The organism is Paraplanobispora takensis (assembly GCF_016863195.1).
Lineage (GTDB): Bacteria > Actinomycetota > Actinomycetes > Streptosporangiales > Streptosporangiaceae > Planobispora > Planobispora takensis.
In genome coordinates this window covers 1-24,435 of sequence record NZ_BOOK01000038.1, presented here as the reverse complement: position 1 = coordinate 24,435, position 24,435 = coordinate 1, and the positions used below count along the sequence as shown (strand labels likewise).

Genomic DNA, 24,435 nt, shown 5'->3' with positions numbered 1-24,435 from the left:
GTGCCTGACGTCCCCTGTCGCCGGGACCTTCGGCCCTGCCCCAGGTGGCGGGTGGTGCAGGACCCTCGAAGGAAAGGAGGAAGACCATGTTGAACCCTCTCGCCACCCACGCCGGCGTCCGTCGTCTGATCACCGCGGCGGGTGCCGCGCCCTCGGTGCACAACACCCAGCCGTGGCGTTTCGAGGTCCGCCGGGGACGGTACATCGAGCTGCACGCCGATCTGGACCGCAGGTTGCACGTGGCCGACCCGCGCGGCCGGTCGATGTCCATCAGCTGCGGAGCGGCGCTGTTCAACCTGCGGCTGGCCATGCGGGTGGCCGGCATGCGGCCCGTCGTCCAGCCGATGTCCGCCGCCGGGAGCGGACCGTCGGCGCTGTCCCCCGATCTGCCCTCCGACCTGCCTCCCACGCTGCTGGCCGCCGTCTGGCCCGCGGACGCCGTCCCCGCCTCCGCCGCCGAGTACGAGCTGTACGAGGCCGTCAAGGTCCGGCGCACCAACCGACTGCCGTTCTCCGGTGACCCCGTCCCGGTGGAGGTCATGGCCGAGCTGGCCGCGGCGGCCCGGATCGAGGGAGCCTCGCTGGTCGAGGTCGGCGGCACGGCCGCCGCCGCACTCCTGGAGGAGGTCGCCGCGGCCGACGAGGCGCTGACCGTCGACCGCGACTACCGCCTCGAGCTGGCCCGGTGGACGGCCGGGAACTCGCGCTCCGACGGGATCCCCTCCTACGTCCAGGGGCCGCGCCCCGTCGGCGATCCGGCGCCCGTCCGCGACTTCGCGCGGGCGCGCGGGGAGCGCGCCCGCTTCGAGCCGCACCCCCGGCTGGCCGTGCTGACCACCCGCGGAGACGGCCCCGCGGACTGGCTGCGCGCCGGCCAGGCGCTGCAGCGGGTCCTGCTGGCGGCCACGCTGCACGGCGTGTCCGCCTCGTTCCTGAACCAGCCGCTGGACCTGCGCGACATGCGCCACCGCACCGACCCCCGGCACCCCGGCGGCCACCCGCAGATGATCATCCGTCTCGGGTACGGCGCCGCGGTGCCGCGTGCTCCCCGCCGCCCCGTCCCGGAGCTGTTGCGAGCGGCGTGAATTGACACAGCCGCCTAGTGAAAAACCGCCTATCAGGGAAGAAACCTCAGGTAGGCGCGTCGCGGGAGCAGGACAAGCCGCGGCCGCCCACCCGAAATCTGCATGAGGACTGGTGATATGAGTACCGTCAGAACGGATGGACCGGGGACCGGCCGCAGCCCGGTGCTGATGCTGGCCGTGGCGACGCTGGGATTCGCGGTGAACTTCTGGGCGTGGGCGCTGCTCAGCCCGCTGGGCCCGCGGTTCAAGGAACTACTGGAGCTGTCGGCCTCCCAGCAGGCGCTGCTGGTGGCGGTCCCGGTGATCGTCGGCTCGCTCGGCCGCATCCCGGTCGGCGCGCTCACCGACCGCTTCGGCGGGCGGGTCATGTTCCCGCTGATCTCGGCCATCACGATCGTCCCCGTCCTGTTCATCGGCCTGGCCGGCCAGAGCTCGCTGGCGGCGCTGCTGGTGGGCGGCTTCTTCCTGGGCATCGGCGGGACGGCGTTCGCCGTGGGCGTGCCCTTCGTCAACGCCTGGTTCCCCCCGGAGCGGCGCGGGCTGGCCGTGGGCATCTTCGGCGCGGGCATGGGCGGCACCGCCATCAGCGCCCTGACCACGGTCAAGCTGGTGAAGGCCGGCGGCTCGGCGACGCCGTTCGTGATCACCGCGATCGTGCTGGCCGTCTACGCCGTCGTCTCCTGGCTGGTCCTGCGGGACGCGCCGGGCCGTATCATCCCGACCCAGCCGCTGATGGCGCGCCTGGCGGCCACCGCCAAGCTGTCCATCACCTGGCAGGCGTGCATCCTGTACGCGGTGGCCTTCGGCGGCTACGTCGCCTTCTCGGTCTACCTGCCGGTCTACCTGCAGACCGCCTACGGGCTGGAGCAGGCCGACGCGGCCAACCGGATGGCCGGCTTCGTGATCCTGGCGGTCGTGATGCGGCCGGTGGGCGGCTGGCTGTCGGACCGGATCGGGCCGCTTCCCGTCCTGACCGCGGTGTTCGCCGTGGTCGCGCTGTGCGCGGCGGTGCAGGCCTTCACCCCGCCGCTGATGTTCCTGGGCACGCTCGCCTTCCTGACCATGGCCGCCGCGCTCGGCGCCGGCAGCGGCGCCACCTTCGCCCTGGTCGCCCAGGTGGCCCCGGCCGACAAGGTCGGCTCGGTCACCGGCCTGGTCGGCGCCGCCGGCGGGCTGGGCGGGTTCGTCCCGCCGCTGGTGATGGGCTTCGTCTACGGCCGCTTCGGCTCCTACGGCGTGGGCCTGGCCCTGCTGTCGGCGGTTTCGGTGCTGACCCTGGTGCTGACGGTGACCGCGGTCCGCTCCTCGACCCGGCGCCAGGCGGTGCCCTCCTCGCGGGTCCGCTCGGCCTAGCCGGACGAGCCCCGAAGCGGCAGGCGACCCCGCCCGGCACACCGTGCCGGCAGCGGCGGTCGCCGATGCTTCGTCCGGCGCAAGTCTCGCCGGGAGGTGACAGCGCCCGGCGGCTCGCGGTGGGAGCATTGATGCGCTTGTCGGGGATCCCGAGGGGATCCCGAGGGGATCCCGCGCGACCTCGCGGGGACTTCCCGGGGATGAGGTGGCGCCGGTGCAGCCCGGATCCGAGGCCGAGTCGGCGGATCGGGGTGCTCCGGCGCTGTCGGTCAGGCACCTGTCGAAGCGGTTCGGCGACCGGATCGCGTTCGAGGACCTCTGCTTCCGGGCGGAACGCGGCGAGGTGTTCGGCTTCCTCGGTCCGAACGGGGCCGGCAAGACGACGACCGTGCGGACGCTCGGCACGCTGCTGGCCCCCACCTCGGGCTCGGCGACGGTCGCCGGGCTCCGGCTGGCCCCGGCCAACGGCGCGCGGATCCGCCGCAGGATCGCGATCATGCCCGAGTCGCCGGGCCTGTATCTGCGCCTGAGCGCGCTGGAGAACCTGCGGTGCTTCGCCGACCTGTACGGGATCCCCGACCCCGCCGGCCGCACGCGAGGTCCACGAGCTGATCGGCGGGCTGCGCCGACGCGGCGTCACCGTCTTCCTGACCACGCGCCGCCTCGCGGAGGCCGAGCGATTGTGCGACCGGGTCGCGATCCTGAACACGACGTTGCGCATGATCGGCCGGCCCGGCGAACTGCGTGAGCGGCTGTTCGGCCGCGCCCTCGTCGTCCGCACCGTCGCTCCGCTCGCCGACCCCGCTCAGGCCTTCTCCGCTCTGCCCGCCGTCGGCGGCTGGCACCCGGACGGCACGTCCGGCTACGTCCTGGAGGTGTCCGAACCGGAGGCGGCCGCGCCCGCGGTGACCCGCGCGCCGGTGGCGGCGGGCGCCGACGTGCTGTCGATCAGCCGGATGCGCCACTCGCTCGAAGACGTCTACCTGGAGCTCGTCGAGCAGGAGGACCCGGCAGGCCCGCCGTGACCGTCAGCAGACGGCGGGTGCGCGCCGTCACCCGCAAGGAACTGCACGAGTACCGGCGCAACACCACCATCGCAGGGACGACGGCGATCCTGCCCTGATCTTCCTCATCCAGCCGCTGATCCAGCTCTTCGCCCTGCCGGCCGAGGCCGCGACGGCGCTGCGGCACCAGCACACCCTGCTCTACATGCCGGCCATCCCGGTGCTGGTCCCCGCCGCCCTGGCCGCGTACGCGGTGTTCGGCGAGCGGCTGCAGGGCAGACGGCGCTCTCACTCGGGCCGGTCCTGCTGCTCCTGGACTTCCTCGGGTGGCGGGCGGCCTCGGCCGTCGTCGACCGCGAACGGCTCATCACCGGTATCACGTGATCGGGCGCCGCCGCCCCGGCCCGTGACGACAGGCCGGGGCGGCGACGACGTGCCCGTACCGCGGGCCACCGCGAGGACGGCTACCAGCCGCGCTGCGGGGCGCGGGCACCGGTGCGGTGCTCCTCACGGCTTCGGTAGACGATGTAGGGCCGGGTGAGATAGCCGACCGGGGCCGTGAGCATGTGCACCAGCCGGGTGAACGGCCAGATCGCGAACAGCAGCAGCGCGCTGAGCGCGTGCAGCTGGAACAGGACCGGGGCCCCGGCCATCAGTGAGGGGTCCGGCTGGAAGTAGAAGATCGACCGGAACCAGGGCGAGATGGTGGTGCGGTAGTCGTAGCCGCCGCCGACGATGTTCGCCATGACCGTCGCGGCCAGGCCGAGCACGATGGTGAGGGCCAGGACGGCGTACATGAGCTTGTCGTTGCGGGTCGTGGCGCTGAACACCGGGCCGACGGTGCGGCGCCGGTAGATCAGGATCGCCAGGCCGCCCAGCGTCGCCACGCCCGCGATCGTGCCCAGCACGACCGCGACCAGGTGGTAGAGCTCCTCGCTGACGCCGGCCGCCTCGGTCCAGCTCTTGGGGATCACCAGCCCGCCGACGTGGCCGAGCACCACGACCAGGATGCCGAAGTGGAACAGCGGGCTGCCGATGCGCAGCAGCCGCGACTCGTACATCTGCGAGGACCGGGTGGTCCAGCCGAACTTGTCATAGCGGTAGCGCCACACGTGCCCGAGCGCGAACACCGTCAGGGCCACGTACGGGGCCACCACCCACAGCACCACGTCCAGCGCGTTCACCGGCCCGCCTCCATCACGGCGTAGGGTTCGAGTCCGACCTCCTCGGCGGGCGGCCCCTGGGCCGCCAGGCGCAGCGCGGCCTCCAGCTGGCGCGGGCCGGCCGCCGGGAGTGTGGCCAGCACCGCGGCCACGACGTCGGCGTACGGCGAGGACTCGGCCTCCAGGGCGGTGCGCAGCAGCTCCAGGCCCGCCCGGTTCTCGGTCATCAGCCGCCGGGCCTGCCGTACGGCGCCGCGGCCCGACAGCTCGCACACCACCGACAGATGGTCGGGCAGCTCACCGTCGGCCAGTTCGAAGCCCGCCTCGCGGAAGGCGTGCTTGAACCGCAGCAGGGCGGCGCCCCGCTTGCGGGTGTCGCCGTAGGCGTAGTAGGTCAGGTACGGGCAGCAGCGCCTCTTGAGGTCGAAGGTCGCCACATAGTGGGCCGCCAGGTCGCTGCGCGGGGTGGCGGCGCAGTGGCCGAGGAAGGACTCCAGCCGGGCGCGCACCTCCCCGCGCGGGAGCCCGGCCACCGCCTCGGCCAGGATCGGCAGCTCGCCGTACATCCGCTCGTCGGGATAGCCGAGCAGCACCGAGGCCACCAGATGCGCGGTGCGCACCTGGCCGTCGTCAGGGGTCGTCATGATCGCTTCTCACCGTTTCCGTTCGGGAACAGGCCGTCAGGCGTGCCCTTGCCGTCCCAGTTGAGGAGGTTGACCCGGCCGCGCAGCCGATGGGCCTCGTCGATGTCGTCGCCGGACTGCCGTTCCCGCAGCGCGTGGAAGTTCTCCACCGCGACCGGCGCGGGCATCCCGGAGGCCTCGCCGAACGGGCCGTTCATGCCGGGCCCGCCCTCGTAGTCGAGGCTGCAGCCGGTCGCCAGCTCCTCCAGCTGCGCGCCCTGCTCGGCGTGGGCCTTGGGGATGACGTAGCGCTCCCCGTAGGGGGCCAGGGCCAGCAGCCGGTGCATCCCCTCGACCTGCTCGCCGGTCATGCCGACCTCCGCCGCGATCGACTCGTCGCGCTCCTGGCCGAGGTTGATGCGGCGCATGTAGGAGCGCATCGCGGCCAGGCGGCGCAGTACGGCGCGCACCGGCGCGGGGTCCCCGGCGGTGAACAGCTCGGCCAGGTAGCCGATCGGGATGCGCAGCGCGTCGATCGCGCCGAACAGGTTGCCGGCGTCCTCGCCGTCGTGGCCGGTACCGGACAGCACGTCGACGACCGGCGACAGCGGCGGGATGTACCAGACCATCGGCATGGTGCGGTACTCCGGGTGCAGCGGCAGCGCGACCCCGTACTCGAAGATCAGCTTGTGGATGGGGGAGCGGCGCGCCGCCTCCAGCCAGTCCTCCGGGATGCCGCCGGCGCGGGCCGCGGCGATCACGGCGGGATCCTCCGGGTCGAGCATCACGCTCTTCTGCGCCTCGTACAGGGCCTTGTCGTCGGGCACGGAGGCCGCCTCGACCACCCGGTCGGGGTCGTAGAGGATGATCCCGATGTAGCGCAGCCGGCCCACGCAGGTCTCCGAGCAGACGGTCGGGATGCCCACCTCGACCCGGGGGAAGCAGAAGGTGCACTTCTCGGCCTTGCCGGTGCGGTGGTTGAAGTACACCTTCTTGTACGGGCAGCCGGTCACGCACATCCGCCAGCCGCGGCAGCGGTCCTGGTCGACCAGGACGATGCCGTCCTCCGACCGCTTGTACATCGCACCGGACGGGCAGGAGGCCACGCACGAGGGGTTGAGGCAGTGCTCGCAGATGCGCGGCAGATAGAACATGAACGCCTGCTCGAAGGAGAGCGTGACCTGGTCGGACACCTTGCGCAGCACCGGGTCGGCGGGCGCCAGCTCCGGGCCGCCGGCCAGGTTGTCGTCCCAGTTGGCACTCCAGCTGATCTTCGTCGGCTCGCCGGTGATGAGGGACCGGGGCCGGGCGACCGGGGTGTCGTCCTGCATGGGCGCGGAGAACAACCGGTCGTAGTCGTAGGTCCAGGGCTCGTAGTAGTCCTGGATCGAGGGCATCAGCGGGTTGGCGAAGATGGAGAACAGCTTCTTGATCCGCCCGCCGGCCTTGAGCTTCAGCCGGCCGAGCGAGTTGAGCTCCCAGCCGCCCTTCCAGCGCTCCTGGTCCTGGTAGGTGCGCGGGTAGCCCTGCCCGGGCCGGGTCTCGACGTTGTTGAACCACACGTACTCGGTGCCGGCCCGGTTGGTCCACGCCTGCTTGCACGTCACCGAGCAGGTGTGGCATCCGATGCACTTGTCGAGGTTCATCACCATGGCGAGCTGCGCCATCACCTTCATCGCCGGACCTCCGCCCCGCCGTACCGGATCTCCTCGTGCATCAGTAGTCGACCTCCTGGCTGCGGCGGCGGATGACGGTGACCTCGTCACGCTGGTTACCGGTCGGCCCTAGATAGTTGAAGGCGAACGACAGCTGGGCGTAGCCGCCGATCAGATGGGTGGGTTTGATCAGCAGACGGGTCAGGGAGTTGTGGATGCCGCCGCGCCTGCCGGAGGTCTCGCTCTTGGGCACGTCCACCACCCGCTCCTGGGCGTGGTACATGTACACCGTCCCGGCGGGCATGCGGTGCGAGACGATCGCCCGGGCGACCACGACGCCGTTGCGGTTGACGGCCTCCACCCAGTCGTTGTCGGCGATCCCGGCCCGGGCGGCGTCGAGTGGGCTCATCCAGATGTTCGGGCCGCCGCGCGACAGGGTCAGCATCAGCAGGTTGTCCTGGTACTCCGAGTGGATCGACCACTTGGAGTGCGGGGTCAGATAGCGGACCGTGATCCCCTGCTCGCCGCCCTCGCCGACGCCCGGCTCGCCGAACAGCACGGTCATGTTCAGCGGCGGCCGGTAGACCGGCAGCGTCTCCCCGGCCTCGTGGATCCAGTCGTGGTCCAGGAAGAAGTGCTGGCGCCCGGTGAGGGTGTGCCAGGGTTTGCGGTGCTCGACGTTGAGGGTGAACGCCGAGTACCGGCGCCCGCCGGTCTCGCTGCCCGACCACTCCGGCGAGGTGGTCACCGGCACCGGCCGCGACTGCGTGTCCGCGAAGGTGATCTTCTTGTGCTCGTCGGCCAGGCCGTCGAAGGAGGTCCCGGTGCGGCGGCCCAGCGTGGCGAAGCCCTGCGCGGCCAGATGCCCGTTGGTGGTGCCCGACAGCGCCAGGATCGTCTCGCACATGTCGACGTCGCGGGCCAGCGACGGCCGCCCGTCGGCCACCCCGCCGCGCACGGTGCCGTTCATCCTGGCGAGCCGTTCTATCTCCTCGCCGACCTGGTAGGTGATGCCCTTGGTGGTGGTGCCGAGCTTGTCCAGCAGCGGGCCGATCGCGGCCATCTTCGCCGCGACGGCGCCGTAGTCCCGCTCGATCACCGTGATCTTCGGGAAGTTCCGGCCGGGCACGGGTGTCTCGCCGGTGACCCGCCAGTCGCTCACGTGCCCGTGCGGGGTGGCCAGCTCGTCGGGCGTGTCGTGCAGCAGCGGCACCGCGACCAGGTCCTTGCGCACGCCCAGATGGGTGGCGGCCAGCGCGCTGAAGGCCTTGGCGATGGCGTGGAAGGCCGCGAAGTCGGTGCGCGTCTGCCAGGGCGGGTCGATCGCCGGGCTGAAGGCGTGCACGAACGGATGCATGTCGGTGGAGGACAGATCGTGCTTCTCGTACCAGGTGGCGGCCGGCAGCACGATGTCGGAGAACAGCGTCGTGGAGGTCATCCGGAAGTCCAGCGACAGCAGCAGGTCGAGCTTGCCCCGCGGCGCCTGCGGCTGCCAGGTGACGTCGTCCGGACGCTGCCCGAGCGAGGCCTCGGCGGCGCGCACCGAGGAGTCGGCGCCCAGCAGGTGCCGCAGGAAGTACTCGTTGCCCTTGGCCGAGGACCCCAGCAGGTTGGCCCGCCACACCGTCAGCACCCGCGGCCAGTTGGCCGGCGCGTCGGGATCCTCGCAGGCGAAGCCCAGCTCCCCGGAGGCGACCTTGGCGGCGATGTACGGCCCCGCCTCCTGCCCCGAGCCGGCCGCCTCGTCGGCCAGGTCCAGCGGGTTGCGGTCGAAGGTCGGATGCGACGGCATCCAGCCCAGGCGCGCCGACTGCGACAGCAGGTCCGCCGTGGCCTTGCCGGTGAAGGCCCCGCCGCCCAGCGGGGAGGAGACCACCTCGGCGCTGTAGGTGTCGTAGCGCCACTGGTCGGTGTGCAGGTACCAGTAGGCGGTGCCGATCATCTGCCGGGGCGGGCGCGACCAGTCTGTGGCGAAGGCCATGTGCGCCCAGCCGGTGATCGGGCGGCACTTCTCCTGGCCCACGTAGTGGGCCCAGCCGCCGCCGTTGACGCCCTGGCAGCCGGTCAGCGTGGTCAGCGCCAGCATCGCGCGGTAGATCGTGTCGGAGTGGAACCAGTGGTTGGCCCCCGCCCCCATGATGATCATCGATCGGCCGCGGGAGTCCTCGGCGTTGCGGGCGAACTCCCTGGCGATCCGCACCACCTGCGCCGCCGGCACCCCGGTGATCGTCTCCTGCCAGGCCGGCGTGTACGGCGCGCCCGCGTCGTCGTAGGAGGCCGGCCACTCCCGCGCCTCCTGCGCCGAGTCGCTCGCGCTCGACCCGCCCGAGGGCCGGGCGACGCCGTACTGGGCGAGCATGAGGTCGAAGACCGTCGTGACCAGCCGGCCCCCGATCTCGCGCACCGGGACGCCGCGCCGCAGCACCCCGTCGCCCGCACCGCCCTCCTGGTCGAAGCGGGGCAGCAGGACCGTCACGCTCCGCCCGCCCTCCAGCGTCAGCAGCGGGTCGACGCCCTCCAGGTCCAGGTTCCAGCGCCCCTCGCCCGCGGCGGCGTAGCGGAAGCCGAGTGAGCCGTTGGGCACCACCGGCTCGCCGGTCGCCGAGTCGAGCAGCACCGTCTTGAACGCCGCCTCGGCCTCCTTGTCCCGGCCCAGGTCGGCGGCGGTGAGGAACTTGGCCGGCACATAGCCGCCGTCGCGCTCGTCCAGGGTCACCAGGAACGGCAGGTCGGTGTGGCGCTTGACGTAGTCGGTGAAGTACGGCACCTGCCGCTCGACGAAGAACTCCCGCAGGATCACGTGGCCCATCGCCATGGCCATCGCGCCGTCGGTGCCCGGGTGGGGCGCCAGCCACTCGTCGGCGAACTTGGCGGCGTCGCTGTAGTCGGGGGCGACCACGACGACCTTCTGCCCCCGGTAACGGGCCTCGGTCATGTAGTGGGCGTCCGGCGTGCGCGTCACCGGCACGTTGGACCCCCACAGCATCAGGTAGGCCGCGTCCCACCAGTCGGCCGACTCCGGCACGTCGGTCTGGTCGCCGAACACCTGCGGGGAGGCCACCGGCAGGTCGGCGTACCAGTCGTAGAACGAGAGCATGGTGCCGCCCAGCAGCGACACGAAACGGGCGCCGACCGCGTGGGAGGCCATCGACATGGCCGGGATCGGGGAGAAGCCGGCGACCCTGTCGGGACCGTAGGCCTTGATGGTGTGCACGTGCGCGGCCGCGATGATCTCGGTGGCCTCCTCCCAGGAGACGCGCACCAGGCCGCCCTTGCCGCGGGCCGACTGGTAGCGGTGGCGGCTGTCCGGGTCGGAGGTGATCTCGGCCCAGGCCGCGACCGGGTCGCCCAGGCGCGCCTTGGCCTCCCGGTACATCTCCACCAGCACGCCGCGGGCGTAGGGGAAGCGCACCCGGGTGGGGGAGTAGGTGTACCAGGAGAACGCGGCGCCGCGCGGGCAGCCGCGCGGCTCGTACTCCGGACGGTCGCCCCCCACGCTGGGATAGTCGGTCTGCTGCGCCTCCCAGGTGATGATCCCGTCCTTGACGTAGACCTTCCACGAGCACGACCCGGTGCAGTTCACCCCGTGTGTGGAGCGCACCACCTTGTCGTGGCTCCACCGGTCGCGATAGAAGGCGTCACTGCGCCTGCCGCCGATCTGGTGGAGCGTCCGCAGGTCGTCGGAGACCGTTCCGGCACGCAGATGCCTGCCCAGCCGCAGCAGGGCGTCGCTGACCGGCCCATCCATACCCGCCATAGACGTAACTCCTCATTCTCACGCGCAAGTCGTTCTCCGGAGCACGGGCATACGGCCGCGCCCGGATCTCCCCGGAAGCGGCCGGTGCGCCATCCGCGCCGGGCGTCCGGCGCGTTCATCCTCTCGGGGGGCCATATCCCGATCTCAGGGTCTTTAGTCCCGCCGAACGAGCCCAAAGACCCAAAATCTCCGCGGAAACGACCGCCGTCCGGGCCCTAAGTCCCGCGCGGCGATGGCCCAACAGCCCTGTCCCCGCCGTGTGAGCGTGGCTTGACTGGACGCAGGGCGCAGGAACAGGAAGGAGCCCGCGATGAGGAAGACAGCCCGGCCGACGGTCGCCGACGTCATGACGCGGGACGTGCTGACCGTGACGGAGGAGACGGCGTTCAAGGACGTCGTGGAGGTCTTCGCCGAACGGGGGGTCAGCGGCGCCCCCGTCCTGGACGGCTCCGGTCACGTCGCCGGCGTCGTGACCGAGGCCGACCTCCTGCGCAAGGAGGAGGCCAAGGAGGCCGGCGGGCGGCGTCCCGGGATCGCCGGGCACCGCCGTGACCGGCTCGCGCGGGCGAAGTCCGGAGCCGGCACGGCCGGCGAGCTGATGAGCGCCCCCGCCGTGACGGTCGCCCCCGGCGCGACGCTTCCCTCCGCGGCCCGGCTGCTGGCCAAGCACGGGATCAAACGCCTCCCGGTGGTCGACGGGGCGGGGCGCCTGGTGGGCGTCGTCAGCCGCGCCGACCTCCTGACGATCTTCCTGCGGCCCGACGAGCGGATCCGCCGGGAGGTGATCGAGGAGATCATCGTCCGGACCCTGTGGGAGGACCCGCGCAAGATCTCGGTCGACGTGCGCGACGGCGTGGTGACCCTCACCGGCCGGATCGAGCTCAAGAGCCTGATCCCCTTCGCCGAGCGGCTGGTCATGGCCGTCGACGGCGTCGTGGACGTGGTCGGCGAGCTGACCTACGAGCGCGACGACTCCGTTCCCCCGCAGGACCCCCCTGCTCTGCGGCCGATATGGCGGCACAGCTGAGCACCACGAGGTGAGACATGCGCGACAGTGAAGAGATCGGCAAGGCCGTGCACGCCGCGGTGGAGGCCGCGGTGTGGGCCCCGTCGGTGCACAACACCCAGCCCTGGTCCTTCGTCGTGTCCGGCGAGGAGATCAGCGTGCGGGCCGACACCGGCCGCCGCCTCCCGGTGGAGGACCCGGCCGGCAGGGAGATGCTCATCAGCTGCGGCGCCGCGCTGTTCAACGTGCGGCTGGCGCTGCGCGGACTCGGCCACGAACCCGTCGTGCGGCTCCTGCCGGACCCGGACCGCCCGGTGCTGCTGGCGCTGGTACGGCCGGGCGGCGCGGTGCAGCCCGACGAGCACACCCGTCTGCTGCACGCGCAGATCGAGCGGCGCCGTACGCACCGCGGCGACTTCACCGGCGAGCCCCTGCCGGACAGGTTCGTCGAGGCGGTGTGCCGGGAGGCGGCGGCGGAGGGGGTGCGGCTGACGCCGGTCAGGTCCGGGCCGGCGGTGCGCGCCCTCGCGGCCGTCACCCGGGCGGCCCAGGAGGTGCAGTCGCAGGACAGCGGGTTCTCCCTGGAGGTGCTGCGCTGGTCCCGCTCGCCGGAGAGCCGGCGCCGCGACGGCGTGCCCGCCGACGCCTACCCGCGCTCCTCCGCGCAGGACGGCGACTCCGGGCTATTCCCCGGCGACGGCTCCCTGTTCGCCCGGCGCGACTACGCCCGGGGCCGGCCCTGGGGCTATGAGCGGGCCTGGGACCGGGAGCGGGCGCAGGACCGGCCGGAGGCCGGGCCGCCGGAGCTCGTGGCGGTGCTCACCACCGCCGGCGACGAACGCGAGGACTGGCTGAGGGCCGGACAGGGGCTCCAGCGGGCGCTGCTGTTCGCCTCGGCCTACGGGGTGCGCGCCGCCTTCCACACCCAGGCCCTGGAGCTGTACCACCTGCGCGAGTTCGTCCGTCACGGGCTGTGTTCGGGGGAGCACCCGCAGATGATCATGAGGATGGGCCTCACCGAGGAGGAGGCGGGCACCGTACGGCGGCCGCTGGAGGAGATGCTCGACGAGCGGCCGTGAACATCGAATGAAGATCCTGAAATGTTCCCGCTGGACTGGGCATTCAGGACTTTTACTGAAAAAATCCGGCTATGACCAGTAGGGAGACACGTTCCGTCGTTCCGCACATGCGGTTGGATGAGCTCTTGGCGGAGCTCCAGGTGCGGCTCGAGGCGGTACTGGCCACCCGGGACCGGGTGCACGCGCTGCTGGAGGCCGTGGTGTCGGTCGGCAGCGACCTGGACCTGGAGACGGTGCTGCGGCGGATCGTGGCGACCGCCACCACGCTGGTGGACGCCTCCTACGGCGCGCTGGGCGTGGTGGGAGAGGAGAGCACGCTGGTCCAGTTCATCCCCGTGGGGCTGAGCGAGGAGGAGATCGCCGGGATCGAGCACTGGCCGCACGGGCTGGGCCTGCTGGGGCTGCTGATCAAGGAACCGCAGACGCTGCGGCTGGCGCGCATCTCCGACCATCCCGAGTCCTACGGGTTCCCGCCGGGGCACCCCCCGATGGGGTCGTTCCTCGGGGTGCCGGTGCGGGTGCGCGAGGAGGTGTTCGGCAACCTCTATCTGACGGAGAAGCGCGGCGGGCTGGAGTTCGACGAGGAGGACGAGGCCGTGGTGGTGGCGCTGGCCACCGCCGCGGGCGTGGCGATCGAGAACGCCCGGCTGTACGAGGAGACCAGGCGCCGCGAGACGTGGCTGCAGGCCTCCTCGGAGGTGACCACCAGCCTGCTGTCGGGCGCGGGACCGCAGGAGGTGCTCACCCTCATCGCCCGGCGGGGGCGGCAGATGACCGGCGCCGACATGACCCGGGTGCTGCTGCCCGGCGACGACGGGCAGGCGCTGAGGGTGGAGATCGCCGAAGGCGCCGAGGCCGGGGAGTTCCGCGAGACGGTGTTCCCGGTCGGCGCCTCCGCGGTGGGGGCGGTCTTCTCCCGGGGCGAGCCGCTGATGTACAGCGACCTGCAGGACATCCCCCACCCCGAGTCCCCGCTGCGGGCCAGCGGGTTCGGTCCCGGGCTGCTGGTCCCGCTGGGGGCCGCCCACGCCGTGCGCGGGGTGCTGGTCCTGGCCAAGGAGGCCGGCCGCAGCCCGTTCACCCTCGCCGATCTGCGGATGCTGCAGGCCTTCTCCGGGCAGGCCGCCATCGCTTTGGAGCTGGCCGAGGCGCGCCGCGACGCCGAGCGGCTGGGCCTGCTGGAAGATCGCGACCGCATCGCCAAGGACCTGCACGACGTGGTGATCCAGCGGCTGTTCGCGGTGGCGATGACGCTGATGAGCACGGTCCGGATGGTGGACGACCCGACGGCCTCGGCCCGGGTGCAGCACGCGGTGGACGAGCTGGACGAGACCATCCGGCAGATCCGCTCGACCATCTTCGCCCTGCAGAACACCCGTGAGGACGGCGCCGCCAGCCTGCGCGCGCAGGTCGTGGACCTGGTCGAGAGCGCGCGGGGTCACCTGGGCTTCATGCCGGGACTGCGGATGGAGGGCCCGCTGGACAACCAGGTGCCCGGACGGGTCGCCGAGCACCTGCTGGCGGTGCTGCGCGAGGCGCTGTCCAACATCGTGCGCCACGCCAAGGCGAGCAAGGCCGAGGTGGCGGTGGAGGTGGCCGGCGGGCGGCTGTCGCTGGTCGTGCACGACAACGGCGTCGGCCTGCCCGAGGAGGGCAGGCGCAGCGGGCTGCGCAACATCGAGGAGCGGGCGGCCGGACTGGGCGGCTCCCTGGAGCTGGAGACCGCCGGGGAGGGCGGGACCCGGCTGTGCTGGAGCGTCCCGATCACGGCCGGGGACGACGCGCCCGGGGTGTGATCACGGCCTGTCTCCCGATCCGGTGGGGACCGGCGGGACGGGGAGGGGAGCCGGTGGGGGCGGCGCGGCGAAGAAGGCGATCACCGTCAGGACGGCGAAGGCGATCCACAGCGGTGCCATGACGAGGTAGTGCGGGATGGCCGGCAGCCGTTTGACCAGCCACAGCCCCCGGTTCAGCGGCTCATCCAGGCGGGCCTGCACGCGTACGGGACAGGCGTCCATGATCTGATCTCTTCTCGATCGGATGCGGTCGATCGCCTCAGTCGTTCCCGGCGGGCTCCCCGGCGGGGATCGGCCGGGGGCGCTCGACGGCGTGGGAGCGGCGCTCGGCCCGGGACTTGATGCCGAGCAGCATCTTGCGCTCCATGACCAGACTGCCCGGCTCCATGACCAGGAGGTTGACCAGCCGGTCGAACGGGGTGGGGCCCGGGGCGGAGATGCGGTTGCGGCTGATGAGCCGGGTCGTGTCACCCTGCGGGACCAGGACGAACGTCCACACCCAGTCGCCGTCGCCGGAACGGAAGGCCAGCGTCCGCTCGGGCTCCACGATCTCCGCGCGCATGGTCGGGCCCGCCCCTCCCAGGGGGAGCGTGTCACCGGCCTTGAGGTCCTGGAACTGCGGCAGGATCTCCTCGGCGCTGTGCATGTCCAGGCCGAAGAGGTTCTCGATCCAGTCGTAGGTGTAGGCGCCGCCGCGGCCGCTGCCCATCTGCACCAGCCACGGCCAGATCGCCGAGGGCGGCGCGCCGACGGTGACCGCGCGGGTGGCGACCAGGCCGGCGTCGGGCAACAGGTCGTCCCCGGGCAGCGCGCGGGCCGCCTCCTCCTCCGTGGCCCCCCAGGTCAGGCACCACCTGCGCAACAGCAGCGGGTAGGCCAGAGCGGCCAGGCCGGCGCCCAGCAGGCCGGTCCCGGCGAGTGTCCTGACTGTCATGCCCATCGTGTCCTCCTCGATGTCCGGCCGGTCTCCATCGCACCTCCGCCCGGCCGGCGGGCACAGGGTCCGAGGTCCTCATGCGTACGGGCCGATGGGCTCTGGACCGGCTGGGGGCGGGCCACCGGTGATGGCAGTTTCCTGACAAGAACATTGATGGAGAGAAAGATTGCTTGTAATGTCCGGGAGGCGTGCCGCTCCGCGATGATCTGCGGGCCGGCGCCGGGCGTGCCCCTTCCCCTGTCATCCGGAGCGGGACCTCATGGCCTGGATCACCGACCTCGGCCCCTCGGCCGTGCAAGTGCGTTACCGGCTGCGCGGCGGCGCGATGTGCGACCGCCGCCGTTCCGTCGACGGCCCGCCGCGGCCGATAGACGCCGCCCCCGTGGGGGGCCACCGGGAGATCCTCTACGACCTGCCGGGGGCCCGCGACCCGGTCTGGTTCGGCTCCGCCCTGACGTGCTTCGCCATCACCCCCGGCACCCCGCTGACCGTGGACCGGCACGTGCAGGCCGCGGCGTTCATGGCCGGCCGCCACCCCGGCACCGGGCAGACCCTGGTGGAGGGCTGCGATCACACCCGTAACCGTGGATTCGACCTCGCCCTGGCCGCGCCCGCCGACGTCAACGCCCTCTACGCGCGCAGCCACCGCGCCGCCGACATCGCCGACCGGTTCGCCGCCGCCGTGACCGCGGGCGCCGCCCATCTCGAGCAGCGGATCACCGGCGGGTCCCGGTGCGCAGGCCTGCTGGGGTGGATCACCTGGCATCTGACCGCGCCCCGGTCGGCGGGCATGCCGCCGCGGCCGTGCCTGCACGCCCATCTGGTGATCGCCGCCCTCATGTGGGGCCCCGGCGGTCACTGGCGCGACATCACCGGCCCGGAGCGGGCGCACCTGCGGCTGTGCGCCGCGTCCGCCGACCGTCACATCGCGGCCCATCTCCGGCAGGCGATGGCGGGACACCCCCGCGTGCCCGGATAGCGCTGTGAGGTCTCCTCGTCGGCCGCCCCGGGGCCGGTCACGGGTGGGACGGCCGGGCGTCGCGCCGGTCTCAGGCGGCCCGCCGCTCCGGGCCGGGTACGGCGGGCAGCAGCAGGGTGTCGAGCGGATGGCGGGTGCGCGGGGCGCGTTCGCGGGCGGCCAGCGGCTCGGGCAGCTCGGCGGCGGTGTCCAGCCGTCCGACGGCGATCACGACGACGGGGGTGAGGCCGTCGCCGAGGCCGAAGCCCTCCCGGGCCGCCGCCGCGTCGAAGCCGCCCATCTGGTGGACGGACAGGCCCTCGGCCTGGGCCTGCACGGCCAGGGCCGCGACGGCCTGGCCGGTGTCGTACAGCGCCCACGGGCGCGCCCGGCCGGTCTCGTCGGCGGTCTCGGCGGCCACCAGCACCAGCGCGCCGGCCGCCTCCGCCCAGGTCCGGTTGCCCGGGTTGAGGAGGTCCAGCAGCCGGGCGCGGGCCTCCTCGCCGCGGCGGGCGACCAGGAAGCGCCAGGGCTGGCTGTTGTTGGCCGACGGCGCCCAGCGCGCGGCCTCCAGCAGCGCGCGCAGCTGCCCGTCGCCGACGGTGTGGGCGGCGTCGAAGCCGCGCGGGCTCCACCGCCGGGCCAGCAGCGGGTGCACCGGCACCGAGGTCGCGGCGGTCTTGTGCGTTTCCGGGCCCGTTTCCAGGCCCGTTTCCGGGTTCGTTTCCAGGTTCACGGTGCAGGTGTCCTCGACGGTGGTCGTGCGGGTGGTTTTCGCGGGGGCCGGGGCCGCCGGCTGCCGCGGACGGGGCTCAGGCGGCGGTGGCGTGCATCTCCCACACCAGGATCTCGGCCGGTTCGGCCGCGGTGACCTTCTGGCCGCCGGTGGCGGTGAACCGTACGGCGTCCCCGGTGCCCAGCGCGCCGGCGCCCTCCAGGGTGACCTCGCCGCGCGGTACGAACAGGTGCAGGAACGGCGCCTCGGGCAGCTCGACGCTCTGGCCGGGCTGCAGGCGGGCGGCGTACAGCGCGGCGTAGCGGTTCTTGATGCGGATGGCCGCGGCCCCGTCGTGCTTGGCCATGCCGGAGGCCACCGGCACCAGGCCGCCGCCCAGCAGATCGGCGTCGATCTCCAGCTGCTCGTAGCCCGGGGTGATGCCGGCCTCGTCGGGCAGCACCCACATCTGAACGAAGTGCACCGGCTCGTCGTGGACGTCGCCCGAAAGGCGCCAGGAGTCGTTCTTCTCGGAGTGCAGGATGCCGGTGCCGGCGCTCATGCGCTGGGCCAGGCCCGGGTAGATGAGGCCGTTGTGGCCCTCGGAGTCCTGGTGGACCAGGGAGCCCTGCAGCACCCAGGTGACGATCTCCATGTCCCGGTGCGGATGGGTGTCGAAGCCGAAGCCGGGCCGGACGACGTCGTCGTTGTTGACCAGCAGCAGGCCGTGGTGGGTGTTGGCCGCGTCGTAGTGGTGGCCGAAGGAGAAGGAGTGCTTGGAGTCCAGCCAGCCGATCCCGGTGGTGAAGCGCTCGTTCGCGCGGCGGACGTCGATCTGCGGGGTCAGGTGGAGGCCGGTGGTGGCGGTCATGTCAGCCCTCCGAGGAGATCCGGGAAGAAGATGATGTGTCATGCATCGCTCCCAACCTATATGACGTGTCATCTATTCCGTCAATTCAATGACGTGTCATCTATGTCGGGTACGATGGACGGCATGGACGCCCCGCGATGGCTCGACGACGATCAGCAGCGTGCCTGGCGGGCCTATCTGCGCATGCAGGCCCAGCTGGGCGCCGCACTCAACCGGCAGCTGCAGGCGGCCTGCGGGCTGTCCCTCGCCGATTATGACGTGCTGGTGCACCTCACCGACGTGCCCGACGGGCGGCTTCGCCCCTACGAGCTGCAGCGCGCGCTGGAGTGGGAGCAGAGCCGCCTGTCGCACCACCTGAGCCGGATGCAGCGCCGCGGCCTGGTCGAGCGCCAGGAGTGCGCCGACGACGGCCGGGGCGCCTTCGTCGTCCTCACCGAGGCCGGCCGCGAGGCGATCACCACCGCCGCCCCCGGCCACGTCGAGACCGTCCGCGCCCTGTTCTTCGACGCTCTCGGCCCCGAACAGGTCGAGGCCCTGCGACAGCTGACCACCCAGGTCCTGGCCCGGCTCGACGCCGCCGGATAGGGACGCGGGACACGCCCTCTCAGCGCCGGGCGCAGGTCATGGCTCGGTCCTGCGGGTGGTGAGCGACACCACCCGTCCCAGTGACTCCGCCTGGGCTCGCCGGACCCGTTCACGCCGGCTCACGCTCTTGACGTTCGCCGGAGCCACGCTGACCCCGTGGTTCCGGAGCCAGTCGATCACCTGGGCCGGGGCCGCGTCCGCTCCGAGGACGGTCAGCGCCGTCCGGATCCGGTCGGCGTCGCTCGGCAGGGACACGAGCGCGACCGATGTCGCAGCGGCCTCCGCCCGGAGCTGCGGGCCACCGGCGCGACCCACCGGGACCAGCGCCGGGGGAGACTCGGGCTGGGGCGCCGGGACCGGCGCGGGGCCGAGGGCCGGACCCGGGCCACCGGGGGCGGGGACGGCATCCGGAGGCGCCGCCTCGGGGCGGGGGGCGCCGCGCCCGGGACCGGGTCCGGCGGGGTGGGGATCAGGGCCGGGGCCGGGTCCGCCCGCGGGCGTGGTGGCCGCCGCGGGGGCAGGAGACGGGGAGGCCTGAGCCGCGAGCCGGTCCCGGTGCAGCATGTGCGCCAGGGCCGCGCCCAGCCCCAGCACCAGCACCGGCAGGCACGAGACCAGCACCGTGACCGCCGCCGGCGCCTTGCTCGCGCCCGCCACCTCCAGCAGGTGGAAGGCCACCTGGCCGAACATGCCGAGCCCGAGCGCCGCCAGGGCCGAGGCGCGCGCGAAGCGCCGGGTGCCGGCGGAGACCGGGGCGCTGGTCAGCCAGGCCGACAGCGCGAACGCGGCGTAGGCCTCCACCCCGATCGGGAGGGTGACCGCACTGTTGATCACGAAGGTGTCGGCGATGCCGGGCAGGAGCTTGACCGGCCCGAATCCGGTCATCTCGCCGAGCCCGACCCACCCGGACCAGGTGGCGACCCCGGCCGGGAGTGCCAGCAGGGCCAGAGGCCAGCGGCGCGGCCAGCGGACGGGCGGACGGAGGGTGGACATGAGCTGGTCTCCATGGGGAGTCATACGTGATCAGTGGTTTCCACATACGGCGTTCGGCCCACAGACCTCTGAACATTTCACTCGAAGTGCGGAGAATACCGGCTCCTTGCCGGGCGGCGCGTCACGTTCCCGTACGGCGTCACCGAGCGTGCTTCCGGATCGGCCCCGCGCGATCGGCCGACGGCGGCCCCGTCGCCCGTCCCGCCGCCGGCCCGACAGGCCCGTGGACTCGGGACCTTCGGCCCTGTGCGCCGGGCGCCCGGCGGGCTCGTATGGGATCGACATCCGTCACGGAGCGAAGGAGACAATCATGTCCGTTCCCGTCGTCGTGGGAACCGACGGTTCGGCCGCGGGTTCCGCCGCCGTGGAATGGGCCGCCGAGGACGCGGCCCGCATGAGCGCCCCGCTGCACATCGTCTTCGCCCTCGACCGCTCGCCGTACGACATCGCCAGATTCCCCACCCGCGACGAGGGCGACGCACTGGCCCGCAGCGCGGAGAAGGTCCTGGCCGAGGCCGAGGCCGTCGCCCGCAAGGACCGGCCGGAGCTGGAGGTCCTCACCCGGACGATCGAGGGGACGCCCGGCGTGATCCTGCGCGACCAGGCCGAGCACGCCACCGAGATCGTGATCGGCAGCCGGGGCCTGGGCGGCTTCACCGGCGCGGTCCTGGGGTCGGTGAGCGTCCACGTGGCCGGGCACGCCCGCGGGCCGGTGGTCGTCGTGCGCTCCGGCCCGCGATCCGCCCGCGGAGAGATCGTGGTCGGCGTCGACGACTCGCCCGAGTGCGACCCCGCCATCGTCTACGCCTTCGAGCAGGCCCGTCTGCGCGGCGCCAGGCTGCGGGCGCTGCACGCCTGGCAGGCGCCGGTGCACGCCTACGCCCCGGACATCGCCTACGACATGGACGAGGTCAACCGGGTCCACACCCAGGCGGCGGTCGAGAAGCTCGCCCCATGGCGGCGGACGTATCCGCAGGTGGAGGTGGTCGAGGACGTGCGCGTCGGACATCCGGTCCAGGCCCTGGCCGAGGCGTCGGAGCAGGCGGACCTGGTGGTCGTGGGCTCCCACGGCCGGGGCGTCGTCGGCGCCCTCACGCTGGGCTCGGTCAGCCGCGGCCTGCTGCACCACGCCCGCGGCGCCGTGGCCGTGGTCCGCTCGCCCCGGCCGGAGGCGCGGGGTGCCTGAGCCCGTACGGCCGGGGACGTCCGCCGCCGGCCGGCCGGAGGTGCCCGGAGACCACGGCGACACCGGACAGGGAGGTGGGTCATGTCGCTGCAGGTACGTGACGTGATGGGACGCGTGGCCATCGCGGTTCGGAAGGAGGCCCCCTTCGCGGAGATCGTCACCGCGATGAGGCGCTTCGCCGTCGGCGCCGTCACGGTGATCGACGCCGACCGGCACCCGGTCGGCATCGTCTCCGGGGACGATCTGCTCCTCAAGGAGACCGGTCCGGTACGGCACGGCACCACGCTCTTCGAGGGCTCCAGGGAGCGGGAGGAACGCGGCAAGGCCGCGGGCTTGACCGCCGCCCAGCTCATGACCCACCCGGCGATCACCGTGACCCCGGGCACGCCGGTGCGCGAGGCCGCCCGGCTGATGCACGACAAGAAGATCAGGCAGCTGCCGGTGATCGACCCCGTCACGGGCCGGATGACCGGCACGGTCCACCAGCAGGACCTGCTGAAGGTCTTCGCCCGCGCGGCGGGGGAACTGCTCGCCGAGGTCGCCCAGGTCGTCCGGGAGGAGGTCGGGCTGGATCCCGCGAGCCTGTCCGTCGGCCTCGACGCGGGGATCGTGACGATCGGCGGCCACGTCGCCCGCCGCTCCCAGAGCGTTCACCTGGTCCAGGCGGTGCGCATGGTGGAGGGCGTCGTCGACGCCGTCTCGGAGGTTACCTACGACAGGGACGACATCGTCACCCCGCCCTTCTACTGAACCCCGCCCTTCTACCGGGCCGCCGGTCGTCGTCCGTCCCGGTGGCCAGTTGAGGAGACCGTGATGGCCGGTTCACAGGACGATCTCGGTGTGGTGGTCGGCGTCGACGAATCCGCCCGCGGCGGCACGGCCCTGGAGTGGGCCGCGGCCGAGGCGGCCGTCAGGGGCGTTGCGCTCACCGTCTGCCACGCCTGGCGGCGGCCGTACCGCCAGTGGCCGGGCGAGGTGGTGCCGACGGGTCTGGCCCGCCGCCCGGCCCTGCGGATGCTCGGCCGCTGTGCGGCGTGGGCCGGACGGCGCCATCCAGGGTTGAGCGTCCGGACGCTCCTGCCGGAGGGTCCTCCGGTGGAGGTCCTGACGGAGCTGACCCGTACGGCCGAACTGCTCGTGGTGGGGACCCGGGGCCGGGGAGGGATCGCCGGCCTGCACCCCGGCTCCGTCGGCTCCCGGGTGGCGGCGCACGCCCACGGCCCCGTCGTCGTGGTGCGCGGACGTCCCGGCCCGCAGACGGCACGGGCCGTCGTCGTCGGGTTCGACGGCTCGCCCGGGTCGCACGCGGCACTGGACTTCGCCGCCCGTGAGGCGTGCCTGCGCGGGACCCCGCTCAAAGTGGTGACGGCCATAGGCGAGGGCGGTCACGACCTCTTCCCCGGCCACGAGATGGAGCGCCTGGAGATGGGAGGGCGGCTGCGGGCGGAACTGGCCCCGTGGTCGCACGGGCGTCCCCGGCTGCGGATCCACATCGAGTTCACCGAGCGCCCGCCGCACCTGGCGCTGTCGGACGCGGCGCGGGACGCGCTGCTGCTCGTGGTCGGCTCGCGCGGGCTGGGCGAGCTCCGGAGTGTGCTGCTCGGCTCGGTCGGCCACGCGATGGTCCACCACGCGCCCTGCCCCGTGGCGGTGGTCCACCGGACGCCGGGCGACCCGGGGACGGGGCCGTGGCCCCCGGAGAGGGAGCTCGCCCGCGTGTGAACCGGAGCGGTGCGGTCCGGCATGGGGCGGTACGGCCCGCGCGGCCCGGTGCGGAGACCTCGGCCCACGCCGTACGCTGTGGCCCGGAAACGCGGGCGGTCGTGACTTGCGCCGCACGGTGTGGCCTGGAAACGTGAGTGATCGTGACGGATTGGACCCGTTTCCTTCCCGGGCTGGGACAGGCGCGCGAATATCGGCGGTCGTGGCTGGGAGGCGACCTGCTCGCCGGGGTCACCGTGGCCGCCTATCTGGTGCCGCAGGTGATGGCCTACGCGGGGCTGGCCGGGCTGCAGCCGGTGGCCGGGTTGTGGGCGATGCTGCCCGCGCTGGCGGTCTACGCCCTGCTCGGGTCGTCGCGTCAGCTGTCGGTGGGCCCGGAGTCGACCACCGCGCTGATGACGGCGACGGTCGTGGCGCCGCTCGCCGGGGGAGACCCCGCGCGCTACGCGACGCTGGCCGCCACTCTGGCCGTGGTGGTCGGCGCGCTGGCCGTCGCGGGCTGGGCCGCCCGGCTGGGGTTCGTGGCCGATCTGCTGTCGCAGCCGATCCTCGTCGGCTACATGGCCGGGGTGGCCGCCATCATGATGATCGGCCAGCTGGAGAAGATCAGCGGCGTGCCCGTCGAGGGCGAAGGCTTCTTCGCCGAGCTGATGTCCTTCATCGGCGGGCTGGGCCAGGCCCACCTGCCCACGCTCATCCTGGCCGCGGTGAGCCTCGTCTTCCTGTTCGCCGCCCAGCGCTGGCTGACCCGCCTGCCCGGACCGCTGCTGGTGGTGCTGCTGGGCACCGCCGCGGTCGTCTTGTTCGACCTGGAGCGGATCGGGATCAAGGTGGTGGGGCAGGTCCCGGCAGGACTCCCGCCGTTCGGGCTGCCCGCGCTGGACGACCTGTCCCAGCTGGTGCTGCCCGCGGTCGGCGTGCTCCTGGTGGGCTACACCGACAACATGCTGACCGCGCGCGCGTTCGCCGCGCGCGGCGGTTATCGGGTCGACGGCAACCAGGAGCTGCTGGCGCTGGGCGCGGCGAACCTCGGGGCCGGGGTCGTCCACGGATTCCCGGTGAGCAGCAGCGGCAGCCGTACCGCGCTCGGCGTCGCGTCGGGCGCCCGCACCCAGCTCTACTCGCTGACCGCCCTGGCCTGCGTGGTGGGCGTGCTGCTCTTCCTGTACCCCCTGCTGGCCCGCTTCCCGTCGGCCGTGCTGGGGGCCATCGTCATCTACGCGGCCGTGCGGCTCATCGACGTCCCGGGCTTCCGCCGGCTGGCGGCCTTCCGCCGCAGCGAGCTGCTGCTGGCGCTCGCGGCGCTGGCCGGGGTGCTGGTGTTCGACATCCTGATGGGCATCCTCGTGGCGATCGGCCTGTCGATCGCCGACCTGCTGCGCCGGGTGGCCCGCCCGCACGACGCGATCCTCGGCCGGGTGCCGGGCCTGGCCGGGATGCACGACGTCGACGACTATCCGCAGGCCGAGACGATCCCCGGGCTGGTCGTCTACCGCTACGACTCGCCGCTGTTCTTCGCCAACGCCGACGACTTCAAGCGCAGGGCCCTGGACGCCGTCGACCAGCAGGGCGGGGTCGAATGGTTCGTCCTCAACGTCGAGGCCAACGTCGAGGTCGACATCACCGCGCTGAACGCCCTGGAGGAACTGCGGGCCGAACTCGTCGGCAGGGGCCTGGTGTTCGCCCTCGCCCGGGTCAAGCAGGACCTCCTGGACGATCTGCGGGCCTTCGGGATCGCCGACAGGATCGGGGAGGATCTGCTCTTCCCCACGCTGCCGACGGCGGTGGAGGCGTTCGAGAGCAGGAACGGGAGCCAGCCGCCGGACGCCGGCCCGGCGTGACCCCCGGCCGCGCGAACGTCCGATTGGGGCCGTAGGTCCTGCGGGAACCGGGACTTTCGGGGTCCGGGACGCGAGCGCAAGGACACTGTCGGGAAAGACGGGGGAG

General features: G+C 72.9%; 22 protein-coding genes. 13 read left to right on the top strand and 9 right to left on the bottom strand.

The window, feature by feature from the left end:
* Positions 1-86 precede the first annotated feature (86 nt).
* From Pta02_RS26245 to Pta02_RS26230, 4 genes are all read left to right on the top strand, one after another.
* Entirely contained in the window at positions 87-1,085 is a 999-nt protein-coding gene (locus Pta02_RS26245) for an Acg family FMN-binding oxidoreductase (RefSeq protein ID WP_203877599.1), read from the top strand.
* 117 nt (positions 1,086-1,202) lie between these two features.
* Positions 1,203-2,438 carry a nitrate/nitrite transporter gene (locus Pta02_RS26240; RefSeq protein ID WP_275423614.1) on the top strand — a complete coding sequence of 412 codons (1,236 nt, stop codon included), beginning with the start codon at positions 1,203-1,205 and terminating at the stop codon, positions 2,436-2,438.
* 205 nt (positions 2,439-2,643) lie between these two features.
* Positions 2,644-3,186, top strand: coding sequence for an ATP-binding cassette domain-containing protein (locus tag Pta02_RS26235; RefSeq protein WP_203877598.1), 543 nt, complete (start codon positions 2,644-2,646; stop codon positions 3,184-3,186).
* Entirely contained in the window at positions 3,158-3,463 is a 306-nt protein-coding gene (locus Pta02_RS26230) for a hypothetical protein (protein WP_203877597.1), read from the top strand. The genes Pta02_RS26235 and Pta02_RS26230 overlap by 29 nt, the downstream gene beginning before the upstream one ends.
* 443 nt (positions 3,464-3,906) lie before the next feature.
* Here the strand turns inward: Pta02_RS26230 and narI are convergent, their stop codons facing one another.
* The 4 genes from narI to Pta02_RS26210 are packed head-to-tail and all read right to left on the bottom strand — an operon-like array spanning position 3,907 to position 10,640.
* Positions 3,907-4,626 carry a respiratory nitrate reductase subunit gamma gene (gene narI / locus Pta02_RS26225; RefSeq protein WP_203877596.1) on the bottom strand — a complete coding sequence of 240 codons (720 nt, stop codon included), beginning with the start codon at positions 4,624-4,626 and terminating at the stop codon, positions 3,907-3,909.
* Positions 4,623-5,249, bottom strand: a complete 627-nt coding sequence (gene narJ / locus Pta02_RS26220) for a nitrate reductase molybdenum cofactor assembly chaperone (protein ID WP_203877595.1) — start codon at positions 5,247-5,249, stop codon at positions 4,623-4,625. The genes narI and narJ overlap by 4 nt, the downstream gene beginning before the upstream one ends.
* On the bottom strand, positions 5,246-6,904 hold the full coding sequence (gene narH, locus Pta02_RS26215) for a nitrate reductase subunit beta (protein ID WP_203877594.1): 1,659 nt from the start codon (positions 6,902-6,904) through the stop codon (positions 5,246-5,248). The genes narJ and narH overlap by 4 nt, the downstream gene beginning before the upstream one ends.
* A 40-nt stretch (positions 6,905-6,944) precedes the next feature.
* On the bottom strand, positions 6,945-10,640 hold the full coding sequence (locus tag Pta02_RS26210) for a nitrate reductase subunit alpha (RefSeq protein ID WP_203877593.1): 3,696 nt from the start codon (positions 10,638-10,640) through the stop codon (positions 6,945-6,947).
* Between the two features lie 310 nt (positions 10,641-10,950).
* On the opposite strand from Pta02_RS26210, the gene Pta02_RS26205 reads away from it, so the two are divergent.
* The 3 genes from Pta02_RS26205 (at position 10,951) to Pta02_RS26195 (ending at position 14,521) form a co-directional block, all read left to right on the top strand.
* A complete protein-coding gene (locus Pta02_RS26205; RefSeq protein ID WP_203877592.1) occupies positions 10,951-11,667 on the top strand; it encodes a CBS domain-containing protein in 717 nt (238 codons plus the stop codon).
* 17 nt (positions 11,668-11,684) lie between these two features.
* The gene (locus Pta02_RS26200) at positions 11,685-12,725 is read left to right on the top strand and encodes an Acg family FMN-binding oxidoreductase (RefSeq protein ID WP_203877591.1); all 1,041 of its coding nucleotides are present in this window, start codon (positions 11,685-11,687) and stop codon (positions 12,723-12,725) included.
* A gap of 71 nt (positions 12,726-12,796) precedes the next feature.
* Positions 12,797-14,521: a sensor histidine kinase gene (locus Pta02_RS26195; RefSeq protein ID WP_203877590.1), complete on the top strand. Its 1,725-nt coding sequence runs from the start codon at positions 12,797-12,799 to the stop codon at positions 14,519-14,521.
* Here the strand turns inward: Pta02_RS26195 and Pta02_RS26190 are convergent, their stop codons facing one another.
* Together Pta02_RS26190 and Pta02_RS26185 are read right to left on the bottom strand one after the other, a co-directional pair.
* Positions 14,522-14,743, bottom strand: a complete 222-nt coding sequence (locus Pta02_RS26190; RefSeq protein ID WP_203877589.1) for a hypothetical protein — start codon at positions 14,741-14,743, stop codon at positions 14,522-14,524.
* Positions 14,744-14,780: 37 nt separating this feature from the next.
* Complete coding sequence (locus Pta02_RS26185) at positions 14,781-15,455, bottom strand: SRPBCC family protein (protein ID WP_203877588.1); 675 nt, start codon at positions 15,453-15,455, stop codon at positions 14,781-14,783.
* A 262-nt stretch (positions 15,456-15,717) separates the two neighbouring features.
* On the opposite strand from Pta02_RS26185, the gene Pta02_RS26180 reads away from it, so the two are divergent.
* Positions 15,718-16,437 carry a relaxase domain-containing protein gene (locus Pta02_RS26180; RefSeq protein ID WP_203877587.1) on the top strand — a complete coding sequence of 240 codons (720 nt, stop codon included), beginning with the start codon at positions 15,718-15,720 and terminating at the stop codon, positions 16,435-16,437.
* A 70-nt stretch (positions 16,438-16,507) separates the two neighbouring features.
* Here the strand turns inward: Pta02_RS26180 and Pta02_RS26175 are convergent, their stop codons facing one another.
* Together Pta02_RS26175 and Pta02_RS26170 are read right to left on the bottom strand one after the other, a co-directional pair.
* Positions 16,508-17,152, bottom strand: coding sequence for a nitroreductase family protein (locus tag Pta02_RS26175; protein ID WP_203877586.1), 645 nt, complete (start codon positions 17,150-17,152; stop codon positions 16,508-16,510).
* Positions 17,153-17,228: 76 nt separating this feature from the next.
* The gene (locus Pta02_RS26170) at positions 17,229-18,002 is read right to left on the bottom strand and encodes a pirin family protein (protein WP_203877585.1); all 774 of its coding nucleotides are present in this window, start codon (positions 18,000-18,002) and stop codon (positions 17,229-17,231) included.
* Between the two features lie 123 nt (positions 18,003-18,125).
* Here Pta02_RS26170 and Pta02_RS26165 point away from each other — a divergent pair, with 123 nt between their 5' ends.
* Complete coding sequence (locus tag Pta02_RS26165; protein ID WP_239131232.1) at positions 18,126-18,587, top strand: MarR family winged helix-turn-helix transcriptional regulator; 462 nt, start codon at positions 18,126-18,128, stop codon at positions 18,585-18,587.
* 36 nt (positions 18,588-18,623) lie between these two features.
* On the opposite strand, the gene Pta02_RS26160 is transcribed toward Pta02_RS26165, so the two are convergent.
* The gene (locus Pta02_RS26160) at positions 18,624-19,580 is read right to left on the bottom strand and encodes a hypothetical protein (protein ID WP_203877584.1); all 957 of its coding nucleotides are present in this window, start codon (positions 19,578-19,580) and stop codon (positions 18,624-18,626) included.
* A gap of 310 nt (positions 19,581-19,890) precedes the next feature.
* Between Pta02_RS26160 and Pta02_RS26155 the strand changes: the two genes are divergently transcribed.
* The 4 genes from Pta02_RS26155 (at position 19,891) to Pta02_RS26140 (ending at position 24,329) form a co-directional block, all read left to right on the top strand.
* Positions 19,891-20,766 carry a universal stress protein gene (locus tag Pta02_RS26155; RefSeq protein ID WP_203877583.1) on the top strand — a complete coding sequence of 292 codons (876 nt, stop codon included), beginning with the start codon at positions 19,891-19,893 and terminating at the stop codon, positions 20,764-20,766.
* A gap of 81 nt (positions 20,767-20,847) precedes the next feature.
* Positions 20,848-21,516, top strand: a complete 669-nt coding sequence (locus Pta02_RS26150; protein WP_239131231.1) for a CBS domain-containing protein — start codon at positions 20,848-20,850, stop codon at positions 21,514-21,516.
* A gap of 63 nt (positions 21,517-21,579) precedes the next feature.
* A complete protein-coding gene (locus Pta02_RS26145) occupies positions 21,580-22,488 on the top strand; it encodes a universal stress protein (RefSeq protein WP_203877582.1) in 909 nt (302 codons plus the stop codon).
* Positions 22,489-22,625: 137 nt separating this feature from the next.
* Positions 22,626-24,329 (top strand): SulP family inorganic anion transporter, encoded by a 1,704-nt coding sequence (locus Pta02_RS26140; RefSeq protein ID WP_203877581.1) that lies wholly within the window; start codon positions 22,626-22,628, stop codon positions 24,327-24,329.
* Positions 24,330-24,435: the final 106 nt, after the last annotated feature.